At 71.1% G+C, this 16,784-nt stretch carries 14 protein-coding genes; 10 read left to right on the plus strand and 4 right to left on the minus strand.

All coding sequences use genetic code 11. The annotated features are described in order from the left end of the window. Window positions 1–286: 286 nt before the first annotated feature. A complete protein-coding gene (locus tag QSK26_RS39715) occupies window positions 287–538 on the minus strand; it encodes a hypothetical protein (RefSeq protein ID WP_285780538.1) in 252 nt (83 codons plus the stop codon). Between the two features lie 11 nt (window positions 539–549). Here QSK26_RS39715 and QSK26_RS39720 point away from each other — a divergent pair, with 11 nt between their 5' ends. From QSK26_RS39720 to selD, 8 genes are all read left to right on the plus strand, one after another. Further along, window positions 550–672 (plus strand): helix-turn-helix domain-containing protein, encoded by a 123-nt coding sequence (locus QSK26_RS39720; protein ID WP_352244483.1) that lies wholly within the window; start codon window positions 550–552, stop codon window positions 670–672. A 350-nt stretch (window positions 673–1,022) separates the two neighbouring features. Beyond that, entirely contained in the window at window positions 1,023–1,496 is a 474-nt protein-coding gene (locus tag QSK26_RS39725) for a formate dehydrogenase subunit gamma (protein ID WP_285780539.1), read from the plus strand. Continuing rightward, complete coding sequence (locus QSK26_RS39730; RefSeq protein WP_285780540.1) at window positions 1,493–3,049, plus strand: formate dehydrogenase beta subunit; 1,557 nt, start codon at window positions 1,493–1,495, stop codon at window positions 3,047–3,049. Before QSK26_RS39725 ends, QSK26_RS39730 begins: the two co-directional genes overlap by 4 nt. Next, entirely contained in the window at window positions 3,046–5,856 is a 2,811-nt protein-coding gene (gene fdhF, locus QSK26_RS39735) for a formate dehydrogenase subunit alpha (RefSeq protein WP_285780541.1), read from the plus strand. The genes QSK26_RS39730 and fdhF overlap by 4 nt, the downstream gene beginning before the upstream one ends. A gap of 3 nt (window positions 5,857–5,859) precedes the next feature. Then, window positions 5,860–6,084, plus strand: a complete 225-nt coding sequence (locus tag QSK26_RS39740) for a formate dehydrogenase subunit delta (RefSeq protein ID WP_285780542.1) — start codon at window positions 5,860–5,862, stop codon at window positions 6,082–6,084. 362 nt (window positions 6,085–6,446) lie between these two features. Further along, window positions 6,447–8,975, plus strand: coding sequence for a hypothetical protein (locus QSK26_RS39745; protein ID WP_285780543.1), 2,529 nt, complete (start codon window positions 6,447–6,449; stop codon window positions 8,973–8,975). Window positions 8,976–9,038: 63 nt separating this feature from the next. After that, on the plus strand, window positions 9,039–9,659 hold the full coding sequence (locus QSK26_RS39750; RefSeq protein ID WP_285780544.1) for a hypothetical protein: 621 nt from the start codon (window positions 9,039–9,041) through the stop codon (window positions 9,657–9,659). Window positions 9,660–9,797: 138 nt separating this feature from the next. Further along, entirely contained in the window at window positions 9,798–10,772 is a 975-nt protein-coding gene (gene selD / locus QSK26_RS39755) for a selenide, water dikinase SelD (RefSeq protein WP_285780545.1), read from the plus strand. On the opposite strand, the gene nrfD is transcribed toward selD, so the two are convergent. Genes nrfD through fdh form a run of 3 tightly spaced genes read right to left on the minus strand, consistent with a single transcriptional unit; the run spans window position 10,723 to window position 15,762 of the window. Further along, window positions 10,723–11,808 carry an NrfD/PsrC family molybdoenzyme membrane anchor subunit gene (nrfD, locus tag QSK26_RS39760; protein WP_285780546.1) on the minus strand — a complete coding sequence of 362 codons (1,086 nt, stop codon included), beginning with the start codon at window positions 11,806–11,808 and terminating at the stop codon, window positions 10,723–10,725. The two genes, selD and nrfD, sit on opposite strands and share 50 nt — an antisense overlap. Window positions 11,809–11,828: 20 nt before the next feature. After that, the gene (locus tag QSK26_RS39765; protein WP_285780579.1) at window positions 11,829–12,575 is read right to left on the minus strand and encodes a 4Fe-4S dicluster domain-containing protein; all 747 of its coding nucleotides are present in this window, start codon (window positions 12,573–12,575) and stop codon (window positions 11,829–11,831) included. A 4-nt stretch (window positions 12,576–12,579) separates the two neighbouring features. Continuing rightward, entirely contained in the window at window positions 12,580–15,762 is a 3,183-nt protein-coding gene (fdh, locus tag QSK26_RS39770) for a formate dehydrogenase (protein WP_285780547.1), read from the minus strand. A 300-nt stretch (window positions 15,763–16,062) separates the two neighbouring features. Between fdh and QSK26_RS39775 the strand changes: the two genes are divergently transcribed. Continuing rightward, a complete protein-coding gene (locus QSK26_RS39775) occupies window positions 16,063–16,407 on the plus strand; it encodes a hypothetical protein (protein WP_285780548.1) in 345 nt (114 codons plus the stop codon). A gap of 118 nt (window positions 16,408–16,525) precedes the next feature. Then, complete coding sequence (locus QSK26_RS39780; RefSeq protein WP_285780549.1) at window positions 16,526–16,780, plus strand: hypothetical protein; 255 nt, start codon at window positions 16,526–16,528, stop codon at window positions 16,778–16,780. The last annotated feature ends 4 nt before the right edge of the window (window positions 16,781–16,784 follow it).

The following is a 16,784-nucleotide window of genomic DNA, read 5'->3' on the forward strand; positions in this document are numbered from 1 at the left end:
CCGCCTGGTCGGCATCCTCCACGGCTGCCTCAAAACACATACCCCCTACGACCAGGCAACCGCCTGGTCACACCGGCAACACGACCTCGCCGCTTGACATTCCGGCTCCAGGGATGTCTGACCCGGCCCGGCGGATCCGGCGGCGTCGAGGTCGTTTCGTCGCCCGCCGCCGGGCCGCGAGGTCAGACCGGCAGCCGCGCCGTGCGGCGGGCGGGCCCGGCGACGGGCTCGGGCGGTGCGGCGCGGCGGGCGATGGCCGGGCCGGTCGCGACCAGCGCCGCCGCGGTCACGACGCCGGTGACCAGGGCGGTCCGTAGACGGCGGGGGAAAGGCCGTCGTCGCGTACGGCGAGCGGCAGCGCCACCTCGGTCAGCGAGTAGATCGCCAGCTGCGCGCCGAGCAGCGGCAGCAGCGCCAGCAGCAGCCGGTCGCGCAGCACCACCCCGTAGCCGGCCCCGCCGCCGTCCGCCGCCGGGCGCGGTGCGGGACGGCCGCCCGGCAGCAGCGCCACGACGATCAGCGCGCGCCGGTGCGGCATGTCGGCGGCGGGTGTCGCAGCATCTGACCGTGCTGCGTGACGCCGGGCTGGTCACCGCCCACCGGGCCGGCCGTTCGGTGCTCTACGCGCGCACCGCGGTGGCCGACTCGCTGCTCGCCGCCGCGCCTGCCTGAGGTTCGTCCCCGGAACATCCGCCGGACACGAGGTACAATTCACTTCATCCCATTTACCTTGTTTATCCGTTTCTCTGATCGGGCGGCGACCGCCGCGCATCCGATCCCCGCACCGCGCATCACCAGGGACCTCACCTGCGCGGGGTCCCCTCCGCAACGCCGTACGAGGCCCGGGTTCCGGTAGGCGGCCGGATATGAGAATCGCCCGGAAGAGACGTCGCAAAGGCATCCACGCCCTGAAAAGCGCTGATAGATAGCGTCTATCAGCCGATAGCAGGAAACGATTGGACGCGTCGGACGGGACGCAGGACGGTGTTCTTGCAAGCGTCCTACGATTGGAAGGCCTGTCCATGGCGTCGTTGCCAGCGCAATCCTTGGAAGATCGGGTGCGTTCGATCGTCGCTCGGCATCGTGACGATCGCGGTGCCCTGATGCCGATCCTGCACGCCGTCATGGAAGATATGGGCTATGTCGATCCGGCGGCGATCCCGATTCTGGCCGAGGAGCTGAACCTGTCCCGGGCCGACGTCCACGGTGTCGTCACCTTTTATCACGACTTCCGGCAGACGCCGCCGGGGCGCACGACGGTGCGGATCTGCCGCGCCGAGGCGTGCCAGGCGGTCGGCGGGCGGACCTTGGAGGAGCGGGCCAAGACCCGGCTCGGCGTCGGCTTCGGCGAGACGACCGATGACGGCGCGGTCAGCCTTGAGCAGGTCTTCTGTTTCGGCAACTGCGCGATCGGCCCCACGGTCCAGGTGGACGAGCGGCTTTACGGCCGGGTCAGCCCGGAGCAGCTGGACCACCTTCTGGAGGTGACCGCGTGAGCGCTTCCGACGACGTCGTGATCGTCTACGTACCGCGTGACTCGGCGGCCAAGTCGGTGGGCGCCGACGCGGTCGCCGCCGGCATCGCCGCCGCGGCCGACCGCCCGGTGCACGTGGTGCGCAACGGTTCCCGCGGGATGCTGTGGCTGGAGCCGATGGTCGAGGTGAGCACGCCGGCCGGCCGGGTCGCGTACGGCCCGGTCGCGCCGCATGACGTCGAAGGGCTGATCGCGGCCGGCATGCTGGACGGCGCCGAGCATCCGCTGCGCCTCGGCCCGACCGAGGAGATCGCCTGGCTGCGCGACCAGACCCGGGTCACCTTCGCCCGGGTCGGCGTCGTCGACCCGCTCTCCGCCGAGGACTACGCCGCGCACGGCGGGCTGGCCGGGCTGCGCCGCGCGCTGTCGCTCACCCCCGCGGAGGTGGTGGCCGAGGTCACCGAGTCGGGGCTGCGCGGACGCGGCGGCGCCGGCTTCCCGGCCGGCATCAAGTGGAAGACCGTCCTCGGGGCGGAGTCGGAGCTGAAGTTCGTCTGCTGCAACGCCGACGAGGGCGACAGCGGCACCTTCGCCGACCGGATGCTGATGGAGGGCGACCCGTTCACCCTCATCGAGGGCATGACCATCGCCGCCTGGGCGGTCGGCGCGAGCGAGGGCTACATCTACGTCCGCTCGGAGTATCCCGACGCGGTGGACACACTGCGGGCGGCGATCGACACCGCCCGCGCGCACGGCTGGCTCGGCAAGCGGGTACTCGACCACGACTTCTCCTTCGACCTGTTCGTCCGGGTCGGCGGCGGCGCGTACATCTGCGGTGAAGAGACCTCCATGCTGGACAGCCTGGAGGGCAAGCGCGGCATGGTCCGCGCCAAGCCGCCGATCCCGGCCCTGGAGGGCCTGTTCGGCAAGCCGACCGTGGTCAACAACGTGCTCACCCTCGGCTCGGTGCCGATGATCCTGGCCGACGGCGCGGAGGCGTTCGCGGCCCACGGCGTCGGCCGCTCCCGGGGCACCCAGGTCTTCCAGCTCGGAGGCAACATCGCCCAGGGCGGCATCGTGGAGACCGCCTTCGGCATCACCCTCGGCGAACTCGTGGACGGCTACGGCGGCGGCACCCGGTCCGGGCGTCCGGTCCGCGCCGTGCAGGTCGGCGGGCCGCTCGGGGCTTACCTGCCCACGTCGCAGTTCGACCTGCCCATGGACTACGAGGCGTTCGCCGCGGCGGGCGCGATGGTCGGCCACGGAGGTGTGGTCGTCTTCGACGACACGGTGGACATGGCGGGCCAGGCGAGGTTCGCCATGGAGTTCTGCGCCGCCGAGTCGTGCGGCAAGTGCACGCCCTGCCGGGTCGGGGCGGTGCGCGGGGTCGAGGTGATCGACCGCATCGTCGCGGGCGAGAACCGCTCGGCCAACCTGAAACTTCTCAACGACCTGTGCCACCTGATGACCGAAGGCTCCCTCTGTGCGATGGGCGGCCTGACACCGATGCCGGTGAAGAGCGCGCTCGCCCACTTCCCGGGTGACTTCGGAACGACGACGGAGGAAAAGCGATGAGCCTGATCAAGGAGCAGGACTACGGCACTCCGGCGAAGCCGGGTGAGGCGACCGTGGCCGTGGAGATCGACGGCAAGAGCGTGCTGGTGCCCGAGGGGACCTCGGTGATGCGCGCCGCCGCGGAGGCCGGGATCGAGATCCCCAAGCTGTGCGCCACCGACAACCTCGACCCCTTCGGCTCCTGCCGCCTGTGCCTCGTCGACATCGACGGGCGCAAGGGCTCCCCGGCGTCGTGCACCACGCCGGTGGCCCCCGGGATGAAGGTACGCACCCAGACGCCCGAGCTGGCCGAACTGCGCCGCGGCGTCATGGAGCTGTACATCTCCGACCACCCGCTGGACTGCCTGACCTGCCCGACGAACGGCGACTGCGAGCTGCAGGACATGGCCGGCGTCGTCGGCCTGCGCGACGTCCGGTACGGCTACGCGGGCGAGAACCACCTCGACCTGGAGACCGACAGCTCCAACCCCTACTTCGACTTCGACTCCAGCAAGTGCATCGCCTGCTCCCGCTGCGTGCGCGCCTGCGGCGAGGTCCAGGGCACCTTCGCCCTGACGATCGAGGGCCGCGGGTTCGACTCGCGGGTCGCCGCGGGCGCCGGCGGCAGCTTCATGGAGTCCGACTGCGTGTCCTGCGGCGCCTGCGTGCAGGCCTGCCCGACCGCCACGCTCCAGGAGCGCTCCGTCGTCGAGCTCGGCATGCCGAACCGCAGCGTGCTCACCACCTGCGCCTACTGCGGCGTCGGCTGCTCCTTCAAGGCCGAGCTGCGCGGCGACGAGGTCGTCCGGATGGTCCCCTACAAGGACGGCGGCGCCAACGAGGGCCACTCCTGCGTCAAGGGCAGGTTCGCCTTCGGCTACGCCTCCCACCCCGACCGCCAGCTCAAGCCGATGATGCGCGAGCGCATCACCGACGAGTGGCACGAGGTGGAGTGGGAGGAGGCCATCGGGTACGTCGGCCGGCGGATGATGGAGATCCAGACCCGGCACGGCATGGGCGCGATCGGCGGCATCAGCTCCTCCCGGTGCACCAACGAGGAGGTCTACGTCGTCCAGAAGATGGTGCGCGCGGCCTTCGGCAACAACAACGTGGACACCTGCGCCCGGGTCTGCCACTCGCCCACCGGCTACGGCCTCAAGCAGACCTACGGCACCTCGGCCGGCACCCAGGACTTCAAGTCCGTGGACAAGGCGGATGTCATCCTGGTCATCGGCGCCAACCCGACCGACGCCCACCCGGTGTTCGGCTCGCGGATCAAGCGCCGGCTGCGCCAGGGCGCCAAGCTCATCGTCGCCGACCCGCGCCGGATCGACCTCGTGCGCTCCCCGCACATCGAGGCCCAGCACCACCTGCGGGTGATGCCCGGCAGCAACGTGGCGCTGATCAACGCCATGGCGCACGTCGTCGTCACCGAGGGCCTCGTGGACCGCGAGTTCGTCGCGGAGCGCTGCGAGGACTTCGACCAGTGGGAGGCGTTCATCTCCGGCTCCGAGCACAGCCCGGAGGCGGTCGAGGAGATCACCGGCGTCCCCGCCGCCGAGGTGCGGGCCGCGACCCGCCTCTACGCCGGCGCGCGCAACGCGACCATCATGTACGGCCTCGGCGTCACCGAGCACAGCCAGGGCTCGACCATGGTGATGGGCATGGCGAACCTCGCCATGGCGACCGGCAACATCGGCCGTGAGGGCGTCGGCGTCAACCCGCTGCGCGGCCAGAACAACGTGCAGGGCTCCTGCGACATGGGCTCCTTCCCGCACGAGCTGCCCGGCTACCGGCACGTGTCCGACGACGCGGTGCGCACCGCCTTCGAGACGCTGTGGGGCCGCACCCTGCAGTCCGAGCCGGGCCTGCGCATCCCGAACATGTTCGACGCGGCGATCGACGGCACCTTCCGGGCGCTGTTCGTGCACGGCGAGGACATCGTCCAGTCCGACCCGAACACCAAGCACGTCACCTCCGCCCTGGAGGCGATGGACCTGGTGGTCGTCCAGGACCTCTTCCTCAACGAGACGTCCAAGTACGCGCACGTCTTCCTGCCGGGCACGTCGTTCCTGGAGAAGGACGGCACCTTCACCAACGCCGAGCGCCGGATCAACCGGGTCCGCCCGGTGATGGCCCCCAAGACCGGCAAGCACGAGTGGCAGATCGTGTGCGAGATCGCGCAGGCGATGGGCTACCCGATGAAGTACGACGACTCCGCCCAGATCATGGACGAGATCGCGATCACCACGCCCACCTTCTCCGGGGTGTCGTTCGCCAAGCTCGACGAGGTCGGCAGCGTGCAGTGGCCGTGCAACGACGCCGCCCCCGAGGGCACGCCGATCATGCACATCGAAGGCTTCGTGCGCGGCAAGGGCAAGTTCGTCGAGACCCTCTACGTCCCGACGAAGGAGCGCAGCACCAGGAAGTTCCCGCTGATCCTCACCACCGGGCGCATCCTGTCCCAGTACAACGTGGGCGCCCAGACCCGGCGCACCGGCAACAGCGCCTGGCACCCGGAGGACCTGCTGGAGATGCACCCGCACGACGCCGAGGTGCGCGGCATCGGCGACGGCGACACCGTCTCGCTGGCCAGCCGGATCGGCGAGACCAGCCTGCGCGTCAAGATCGACGACCGGATGCCGGTCGGGGTCGTCTACACGACCTTCCACCACCCGGTGACCGGGGCGAACGTGGTGACCACCGAGCACTCGGACTGGGCGACGAACTGTCCGGAGTACAAGGTCACCGCGGTCCAGGTGGCGCTCAAGCAGCCGGTCACGGCGCAGTCCGCGCAGACGCGGGCCGTCCCGGCGATGGCGGAGTGAGCCGTGGCCCAGACGCACGAACCCCCGCACATCCGGCTGGCGAACGAGATCGCGGTGCAGTTCAGGCACCGTGACCCGGACATCGCGGCCAAGGAGATAGCCGTCCACATCCAGGCGTTCTGGGACCCCAGGATGCGGACCAAGCTGGTCATCGACGCCGCCGACCCGGCCAGCGGCCTGGACCCGGTGGCCGTCGCCGCCGCGGCCCTGCTCACCCCGCCGCGTTAGAACCCGTCCCGCCACGAGGCCCTTCTCCCCACGGGGAGGAGGGCCTTCTGCTTGCCCGGCCACGCCGGGGAAGTAAGCCGCCACGGTCAGGCCACAGCCACGCCACGGGCCGTACCCGATGATCCTTGTGGCCTCCAAGTCCGCTGCAAGTCGGCTGCTGAAAACTCCGGCTGTCCAGCGAGTACGCCAGCCGACGGCGTCCGCGTCCCTCCCGGCCGGCGGCAGGTCTCTCCGGCGCGGCCCGGGTCCGGCGCGCCCGCCCGTGCCGCGTCTATGCGAGAGGAATCTCATTGAGGCCGAGAATCGGCCGCTTACCCCGCCGGGGGAGAGCGGCCCCGATACGCCGGTTGGTCGCGACGGTGATGACCGTCGTGCTGACGGCGAGTCTGGCGCAGGGAACGCTCGCCCCGTCGGCGCACGCCGACATGTCCCCGGCGGAGCGGGAGAACCTGAACGTCAGGCTGCACGCGCTCGCCGTCCAGCAGAAGAGCAGCGAACGGTACGAGGACGTCGTGCTGAGCGAATACCTCGGTTCGCTCGCCCTCGCGTCGCCCGGACTGACCGAACAGGAGTATCTCAGCCGGTTCCAGGACGCTTCGGCACGGGCCGGGGAGGAACTCGGCGAAGAGCGCGATCCCGTGGACCTCATGGGCGGGATCGCCGAGGTGGGCACGAAGATCCCCGGCATGGAGGGCGTCGCCGCCGCCGTCAGGGGCGGGCTGCGTGACCTGGCGGCCGTGCCGGTCTCGCCGTACAACGCCTGGGACGACGCGCTCGCCACCCCGCAGGACACCGAGCTGGAGATCTCCACGCTGCTGGACCGGCTCTCCCTCGCCGCCGCGGGCCGGATCCGTACGGCGGCGCGGGACCTCGGGGCCGATCATCCGGCGGTGCGGGTGTGGAACTCCCGGATCGGGGTCCGGTCCGGGATCACGGCCACGATGACGACCGAGGAGTTCCTGGCGGACCCCGAGCTGAACCGGGTGGCCGGGCTCACCGAGGTGCTCAGGTATCCCGAGGGCGACCCGCGGCGGCAGGCGGCGATCGACGACAGGATGGCCGAGCTGCTGGCGGCGAACAACGAGCACATCAAGCAGGCGACCGGCGCGATCGACAGGCTGCTGGGCGGGAACGACGGCGCCTTCGCGTGGAAGAGCGACGTCCCCCGGTGCCAGGGGAACGCGGCCTGCGAGGAGACGGTGCGCAAGGCGCGAGAGGAGGCGAAGGAACGCGGGAAGCAGATCGACGAGACGAAGGGCGGGCTCGACGTCCTCGTCGGCGTCATCGAGAGCGAGGACGCGGAGAGCGGCAGGCGGGCGAAGTATCTCGGCGAGGCGGCGATCCGGGTCGCGAAGGCCATCAACGACTACCTGCCGAAGATCGCCGCGCAGGGTCTGTACGACGCGATGTTCTCGCTGGGCTCGGTGATGCTGACCGGGAACATCCTCGGTGCGATCGGGGCGCTGCTGCCGCTCTTCCAGATGGGCAAGCCCAGCCCCACCGCGCAGATCCTGGAGCAGCTCGGCCTGCTCCGCCAGGAGGTGAGCAACCTCCACGTCGCGATGCTCAAGCAGTTCGACGCCGTGAACAAGAACCTCAACGTCGTCTACACCGAGATGCTCGCCCAGTTCGCCGAGGTGCTGCGGCTGGAACAGGTGACGAGGGTGCAGCTCGTCCAGATCCAGGACCGGTTGCACGGGATCGAGCAGAAGCTGGACAACTGGTCGAGCGAAATCATCCGCTCCCTGCAGAACGGCGAACTGCAGACCGCCCGCACGGCGCTCAACCAGCATCTGCGGGCGTCGAGCGGTAAGCCCGTCGCGTCCTACGACGAATACCGCGAAGCCCAGAAGTGGGTGAACTTCGCGGCAGTGACCCAGTCCAGGGAGGCGCCGTTCGTACCGAGTGCGAGCACGTACCGGACCTACGCCGACGACCCCGTCGCGGCCCTGAACCTGTACGAGCGCACCGGCGCGGCCACCGGCTTCCTCACCTGGTACGGCGGCCAGAAGTACGGCTGGCCGGCGGGGGTGAACCCGTCCGCGGCGGAGAGGATCCCGAAGGCGGCCGTCTGGCTGTCCATGTCCAACGGGTTCCGCCGGCTCGCCGCGGAGAGCGACGAGTTCGCCGCCCAGATGTCACCGGACCGCGCCGCGGACATAGCCCTCGTCGGCGAGGAGATCGACGCGGCGGTCGAGGAGCTGAGCCGGCCCACCGGGAGCCCGAATGCGGATGGTTCGCGGACGAATGCGTTGTATCGGGGGTTGGTCGAGGACTACAAGGATGCGGCCGATCATCTGGCGGGCACGTTGAAGGGTTTGCAGGATGAGGTGGTCGGGGGGAAGGGGTACAAGCTTTTCGGCACCGCCGACCAGGCGGTGAGCACTCCGCCGGGGATGCCTGGTAGCGCTGCGACGTGCAGCCCTGGTCCTCTGACGACGCTCAAGCGGCCGGCCAACGTCACCCTCAGGGGAAATGCCGTGCCGGTGGCGTTGCAGGCTTTCCCCGAGGACATGCGGCCCAAGGTGGATGTGTGTCATGAGGTGGCGTTCACGTCGGGTGGGGTGCCGGGGGTGGCGTCGGAGTTCGCGGTGACGATGAGGCTTCGGTTGGTGTGGCCGGTGCCGGTGGGTTCCGCGGAGGGGACGAAGCCGGTGGTCGATGTGTTGCGTACGTGGTATCGGCTGTGGGAGGTGCCGACGGTTTGTGTCGGTCGTCCGCCGGAGGCCGATCCGCCGTGTGATCCGGTGGATTATTACCTGGATCGGTGGGTTGGTGGCGGGTTCCAGCAGTCTTTCGCCGAGTCGGCGTCGGTGGTGGAGAGCCAGGAGGCGCAGGACAAGGTTCGCGCCAAGGTGACGCGGTTTCTGGCCGGTCGGCAGAAGGTGTAATACGACCGGGCGGTCAGCGAGATCGGCACTCCCGGCAAGCCGCTTTTCCAGGCGAACGCCGAGTTGAGTACCGCGCTGCGCCTGCTTCAGGCGTACACCACGGCCGGATTCCCCGCCGCCTATGACGACGACGAGATGCTCCAGGTGTTGCTCAACGGGGCCGAACGCCTCCCCGCGGACACTCCGGGGAACACGGTGATCACGGACATCCTGCGTACCGCGCAGAGTGCGTACGGCACGTGCAAGCCGGTGCCGGGTGTGGACACCTCCTGCACCACGACGGCGACCTTCAACCCGTTCGGTAACCAGGTGTCGTGGCTCGTGCCCGTACCCCAGTGGGAGTGGACGGAGTTCCTGCACACCGACCGGACCAAGCTGAAGCTGAAGCCCTCCACCGGCTACACGCTGACCTACCGGTACCGGATCCTCGGCCCTGCGGACACCCGCGTGCAGAACTACTTCCTGGCCAGGAGCACCGCAGCCGGCCACGCCGGCGACGTGTGGGGCGGTGAGTGGGCCGAGCCCACCGGCTCCGGGGTGAAGACCAGGACGATCAACTTCACCACCGGCCCGCAGGAGGACTACTACCTCATCTGGGGCATCCACGTCCCCGGCGGCGCCGCGGCGGGCGACCAGCGCGCCATGGCGGTGGACAACATCGTCCTCAACGGCCCGGTGGGCTGACCCCGATCCCACGACCCCCATGGACGCCGCCCGGAAGGAGGGCGTGACTCTGGGAGGACGTCCGCGCCGGCGGTGAAACGCGCACGGCCGGCCGGACGCCCGGCGTGGGAGGCGGCACCGGATGGGAACGATACGGAGATGACCATACGACTGACCCGGTACGCGCACGGTGGCGGATGCGCGTGCAAAATCCCTCCCGGTGAGCTGGAGACGATCGTCGCGGGGCTGGTGCGGCCGGCCGACGACCTGCTGATCGGTCTCGACGACGGGGACGACGCGGCGGTGCTGCGCATCGGGGAGGGGCGGGCGGTGGTGGCGACCGCGGACTTCTTCACGCCCGTGGTGGACGACCCCTACACCTTCGGCGTGATCGCCGCCACGAACGCGCTCTCCGACGTCTACGCGGTCGGCGGCGAGCCGCTGCTCGCGGTCAACCTGCTCGGCTGGCCCAGGGACACACTGCCGATGGACCTGGCCGCCGAGGTGCTGCGCGGCGGGGCGGACGCGGCCGGCCGCGCGGGCTGCCACGTGGCGGGCGGGCACAGCGTGGACGACCCCGAGCCCAAGTACGGCATGGCGGTCACCGGGCTGGCCGACCCGAACCGGCTGCTGCGGATCGGCGGCGCACGGCCCGGCGTGCCGCTGTCCCTGAGCAAGCCGCTCGGCGTCGGCGTGCTCAACACCAGGCACAAGGCGACGGGAGAGGTCTTCCCCGCGGCGATCGACGTGATGACCACGCTCAACCGGGACGCCTCGCGGGCCGCGCTGGCAGCCGGGGTCACCTGCGCGACCGACGTGACCGGCTTCGGGCTGCTCGGCCACCTGTACAAGCTGGCCAGGGCGAGCGGGGTCACCGCCGTCCTCGACTCCGCCGCCGTGCCCTACGTGGAGGGCGCGCGGGAGGCGGTGCGGGACGGGTTCGTGAGCGGCGGCACCCGGCGCAACCTCGCCTGGGCGGGGCCGCACGTCGAGTCCAAGGCGGACGAGGAGACGATGCTGCTCCTCGCCGACGCCCAGACCTCGGGCGGGCTGCTCGTCGCCGGGGAGGTGCCGGGGCTGCCGGTCATCGGGGAACTGGTCCCGGCGTCGGGTCCGGCGATTCACGTGCGCTGACCCGTTCCCGCTGGGGGACGACCGTGTACTTCGGGTCCTCCGCCGACGCCCGCCCCGCGCGCAGTACCGCGAACCGGGTGCACACCGCCCCCGCGGCGAGCGCCAGCGCCGACACCCCGCCCAGCACGGCCTGAGCGGGCATCCCGCGAAGTACGGCGGGCAACTCGCGGAGCACGGCGGGCATCCCGCGGAGTACGGCCGGGACGGACGGCGGGCGGGCGGCGCGCGGCGCGGGCCTGAGCGGGGAGAACCGGGCGCGTGCCGGGCGGCGCGGGCGGGGACTCGGCACGGCGGCGGCCTCGGCGAGCGCGGCGAGGGCGCCGCCGGTGACGGTGAGGAGGCGGGCGGCGCGCATCGTGCGCCCGGCCGGGCCCTCGCGGTAGGGCTCGGCGAGCATGCCGAGCCGGTGCTCCATGAGGTGCCCGGCGGCCGTCTCCAGCGTCGCGCCGATCAGCGCGGCGCGGCGGGCGGGACCGGCCTCACCGGGCGGGGTGGCGAGCATGACGGCGGCGCCCGCGCTGGCCAGCGCGCTGCCGGCGAACAGGAAGGGCAGCTCCCGGTGGCCCTCGTGCCAGGCGGGGACGGCGGTGTCGGCGACGAGCACCGCCGTGTACGTGGCCATCAGCGGCCCGGTCACCCCGCCGCCCGCGAACGCCGCGGTGCCGAGGCGGGGGAGCAGGCCGGTGACCGCCGAGCCCGCGGCGAGCCCCGTCATCCCGCTGTGCGCGGCGAGGATCCACGACCCCACGCTCATCGGCGAGGTCAGCTTGAAGACGCGCAGCATGTTGAGGAACCGTTCGGGACGGCCCAGTTCGGCGACGAGCAAGCCGGCGCCCGCGGCGGCGGACAGCGCGGCGGTCACCTCGGCGGACAGCGCGAGCCGGTGCCGGCCGGACAGCCGCGCCCCCGCGCCGAGCATCGACGAAGCCCCGGAGACACCGCCGAGGAACAGGTAGAGCGGCATGTGCGGCTCGTGCCAGATCGGCGCCTTGATGACCGGCCTGCCGTAGTAGGAGCGGAACTCCGCCTTCGGCACCACCGCCTCCTCCCGCGCCATCACGCCCGCCGCGCGAAGGAGAGCGCGACCGCGGCCGCCATGGACAGCGCCGCCGTGCCCGCGAAGGCCCACATCCGGGGCAGGTCCCGGGTGGTGACCACCGGGTCCGGCGGCAGGCCGTACACCTCGGGCTCGTCCAGGAGCAGGAAGAACGCGCCGTCGCCGCCCACGCCGTCGGCGGGGCTCTCGCCGTACAGCCTGGCCTCGGCGACACCGGCCCCGTGCAGCGTGTCCAGCCGCTCCCCGGCCCGCGCGCGCAGCTCCTCCAGCGGGCCGAACTGGATCGAGTCGGTCGGGCACGCCTTCGCGCACGCCGGTTCCAGGCCGCCGCGCAGCCGGTCGTAGCACATGGTGCACTTCCACGCCCGCCCGTCGTCCCGTCTGCGGTCGATGACGCCGTACGGGCAGGCCGGGACGCAGTAGCCGCAGCCGTTGCACACGTCCGGCTGCACCACCACCGTGTCGAACTCGGTGCGGAACAGCGCGCCCGTCGGGCAGACGTCGAGGCAGGCGGCGTGCGTGCAGTGCTTGCACACGTCCGAGGCCATCAGCCAGGAGTCGCCCTGCCGGGTGAACTGCTCGACGAACGCCACATGCCGCCAGGTGTCGGCGCCGAGCCCGCCGGTGTTGTCGTAGGACGTCGCCCGGAAGAGGAACCCGTCGTCGGGCACGTCGTTCCACTCCTTGCACGCCACCTCGCACGCCTTGCACCCGATGCAGACGCTGGTGTCGGTGAAGAAACCCATGCGCTCAGCCACGGCGATACTCCTCGATCAGGTCCAGCAGCGCCCTGCCGTGCGGTCGCCTGCCCGGCAGCAGGTCGCAGGTGGCGGCCTTGCTCTCCTGGATGTAGACGTTCGGGTCCAGGACGATCGGCATCAGGTCGTTCGCCGCGTCGCCGGTGACCACGCCGCCGCCGGCCCAGCCCCAGTGGTACGGCACGCCGACCTGGTGGATCGTGCGCCCCTGGACGCGCAGCGGCCGGATCCGCGGGCTGACCAGGACCCGCGCCTCGATCGCCGACCGGCTGGTGACGATGGTCGCCCACCCGCCGTTGACCAGCCCGACCTCGGCCGCCAGCTCCGGCGACACCTCGCAGAACATTTCCGGCTGCAACTCGGCGAGATAGGGCAGGGTGCGGCTCATCCCGCCCGCCGTGTGGTGCTCGGTGAGCCGGTAGGTGGTGATGACATAGGGGAAGCGCGCCGAGTTGTACGGCGTCTCCGGCCGGCGGTACTCGCGGCGGGCCGGGTTGGCCCGCGTGCCGTACAGGGAGTTGGCGACCGGGGACTCGTGCGGCTCGTAGTGCGCGGGCAGCGGGCCGTCGGCGAGGCCGGCGGGCACGTACAGCCAGCCCTTGCCGTCGCTCTGCATGATGAACGGGTCGGCGCCGCCGATCGCGGCCTGCGCCGTGGCGCCCTCGGGCGGCCGGTAGTCCGGCGGCTTGTCCCGCTCGAAGTCGGGCACGTCGGGGCCGGTCCACTCCCGCTGGTCCCGATCCCACCGGATGTACGCCTTGCGCTCGCTCCACGGGCGGCCCTCGGGGTCGGCGGAGGCCCGGTTGTACAGGATGCGGCGGTTGGCCGGCCACGCCCAGCCCCATTCCAGGGCGACCGGTGACTGCTCGCCGCCCGGCCTGCGCCGGGCCGCCTGGTTCACCTCGTCGGCGTAGACGCCGCAGTAGATCCAGCAGCCGCACGTGGTGGAGCCGTCCGGCCGCAGCTCGGTGTAGCCGGACAGCGCGCGGCCGTCGGGGCCGGTGCCGTTGATCTCGCGCAGCACCGCCTCGGCGGAGGGGTCGTCGTGCGGGCCGGACTCCGGGTAGTCCCAGGTGAGGTCGCGCAGCGGGCGGTCCACGTCGTCCTCGGACAGGCGCCGCCTGATCCGCTTGCCCAGGTGGTGGTAGAACCACAGGTCGCTGCGCCGGTCACCGGTCGGATCCAGGGCCTTCTCCCGCCACTGGAGCAGCCGCTGCGTCTGGGTGAACGTGCCCTCCTTCTCCACGTGGCTGGCCGCGGGCAGGAAGAACACCTCGGTCGCGATGTCCTCGGTGCGCATCTCGCCGGTCTCCAGCTCCGGCCCGTCCTTCCAGAACGTCGCCGTCTCCACCAGCGTCATGTCCCGCACGACCAGCCACTCCAGCCCGGCCAGCCCCAGCCGTTGCGCCTTGCCGCCGGCGGAGCCGATCGCCGGGTTCTCCCCGACCACGAAGTACCCCTTGACCGTGCCGTCGATCTGCCCGAGGACCGTGGCGTAGGTGCCGTGGTCGCCGGTGACGCTGGGCAGGTAGCCGAAGCAGTAGTCGTTGTCCTCGGTGGCCGCGTCGCCCCACCACGCCTTGAGCAGGCTCACCATGTAGGCCCGCTTGTTACCCCAGAACCCGGTGTCGCCGGCGGCGTGCGCCAGATAGCCGTCGAGGTCGCCGTGCATGCGGGCGTCCGGCATCGGCAGGTAACCGGGCAGGATGCTGAACAGCGTCGGGATGTCGGTCGATCCCTGGATGCTGGCGTGGCCGCGCAGGGCCAGGATGCCGCCGCCCGGCCGTCCCACGTTGCCCAGCAGCAGTTGCAGGATCGAGGCGGCCCGGATGTACTGCACGCCGACCGTGTGCTGCGTCCAGCCGACCGAGTAGACCCAGGCGGTGGTCCGCTCCCTGCCGCTGTTGGCCACCACGGCCTCGGCGAGCCGCCGGAAGTCCGCCCGGGGGATGCCGCACAGCTCCTCGACCATCTCCGGCGTGTACCGGGCGAAGTGCCGCTTCAGCACCTGGTAGACGCAGCGCGGATGGCGCAGCGTCGGATCCGTCCGGGCCCGGTGGTGCGCGGTGGCGCCGCCGGACCCGTACTGGTCGGACCGGGCCGAGTCCGCGTGCAGCCGGGCCTGCGCGGCGTGCTCGCCCTCCGACATCGCGCCGGACACGTCCCCGCCGGCCTCGTAGGCCCAGCTCGCCGGGTCGTAGGTCCTGGTCGCCGGGTCGAAGCCGGAGAACAGGCCGTCGAGGTCCTCGGTGTCGCGGAAGTCCTCCGACACGATGGTGGCCGCGTTCGTGTACGCCAGCACGTACTCGCGGAAGTCGTGCTCGCCGGCCAGCACGTGATGGATCAGCGCGCCGAGCAGCACGATGTCGCTGCCCGCCCGGATCGGCAGGTGGGCGTCGGCCATCGCGCTGGTCCGGGTGTACCGCGGATCGATGTGGAAGACCTCGGCGCCGCGCGCCTTCGCCTCCATCACCCACTGGAAGCCCACCGGATGGCACTCGGCCATGTTGGACCCCTGGATGACGATGCAGTCACTGTTGGCCAGGTCCTGCTGGTAGGTCGTCGCGCCGCCGCGCCCGAAGCTGGTCCCCAGACCGGGGACGGTGGAGGAGTGTCAAATGCGCGCCTGGTTCTCGATCTGCACCGCGCCCATCGCGGTGTAGAGCTTCTTCATCAGGTAGTTCTCTTCGTTGTCGAGCGTCGCCCCGCCCAGGCTCGCGATGCCGAGTGTGCGCCGCACGACCATGCCGTCGAAGGTCTGCTGCCAGGTCTCCCTCCTGGTGGCGACGACCCGGTCGGCGATCATGTCCATCGCCGTGTCGAGGTCCAGGCTCTCCCACTCCGTCCCGTGCGGGCGGCGGTACAGGACCGTGCTCGGCCGGTCCGGGCGGGTGACGAGCTGCTTGCTGGCCGACCCCTTGGGGCACAGCCTGCCGCGCGAGATCGGCGAGTCCGGGTCGCCCTCGATCTGGGTGACCCGGCCGTCCTTGACGTAGACGAGCTGCCCGCAGCCCACGGCGCAGAAAGGGCAGACCGACCTGGCGACGTGGTCGGCCTCGGCGGTGCGCGGGCGCAGGGCGTCCGTGCGCGCGGACCGGGCGGCGGCCCCTCGGCCGTCCGCCCCGGTGAGCTGGCGATAAACCGGCCAGCGCGCTATCCACCCGCCCAGTCCCACGATGGTGAACGTTGCCCGCGACGGGAGGTGTTATTCACCTCGTCCGGCAAAGTCTGCGTCGCACACCGAGTCGATCATGGAGTTTTCGTGACGGTCATTCGCCTTTCCGGGCGAACGCGGGGCGCCGGCCGGTGCCTCACGGCGCATAATTCTCGGTTCCGCGACCGAATAAAAGAGCCGCCGGGTGACTTGTCGCGACAATGAGGCGTTTGAAAAACGCGGTGCCGGTTGTAATATGTCCACGCTTCCCTGGGGGTTGGATTGCGACGCTGTTTCTGACGCTTTCACGGAAGGTGTGACATGGTTTCTTCGCAGTTTCTGCCGGGATCCTCCGCTCGGCGGAGATTCGCGGAGCAATTCGCCGACCTGCTGAGGCGGGCCGGGACGTCCCAGGCGGCCTTCGCGCGGCGCCTCGGGCGGCAGCTCGAACAGGACGGCCATCTCGCCGGTCGCGGCGAGAAGAACCTCGCGCCGCGGGTCCACGACTGGATCTCGGGGGTCACCCTGCCCTCCCGCCGGTGGGTGCCGTCGCTGCTGAGCGCCCTCACCGACCTCTGCCGCGAGCGCGGGGTGCCCTTCCGGCCGGGGGTCTTCGCCTGGCAGTGGTCCGCCGCGGCGCGGGAGAGCAGGCGCCCACCGGAGTGATCTCGGACATATAGGGATAAACTTCCCCATTGGCACCAAAAGTCGTCTAGTCTTCCCTTGTGCCAGTCGTCAGGCAGGTGGCCGACGAACAGGCGTGGCGACGAGGTGAACGATGGCGATGCGGTCCGGGCCCCGCCGGTGGGGCGGATTCGACCCGATATGGCCGGCCGACCGGTATGAAGTGCTCTGCGAGCGCCGGGGGCCGTTCGAACCTTCGCTCGACCGCTACCACTCTCCGGCGCTGGCGGTCGAGTCGGCGCGGGCCCTGGAGACGGCCGGTCTGGCCAGCCGCGTGATGGTCGTGCGGCTGGCCGACGGGGTGGTGATCTACGACCGGGTGGAGGGCATCGCGCTGCCCCCGGAGGAGTGGTGAGCTA

Origin of the sequence: Microtetraspora sp. NBRC 13810 (assembly GCF_030268685.1) — a bacterium.
Taxonomy (GTDB): Bacteria; Actinomycetota; Actinomycetes; order Streptosporangiales; family Streptosporangiaceae; genus BSRQ01.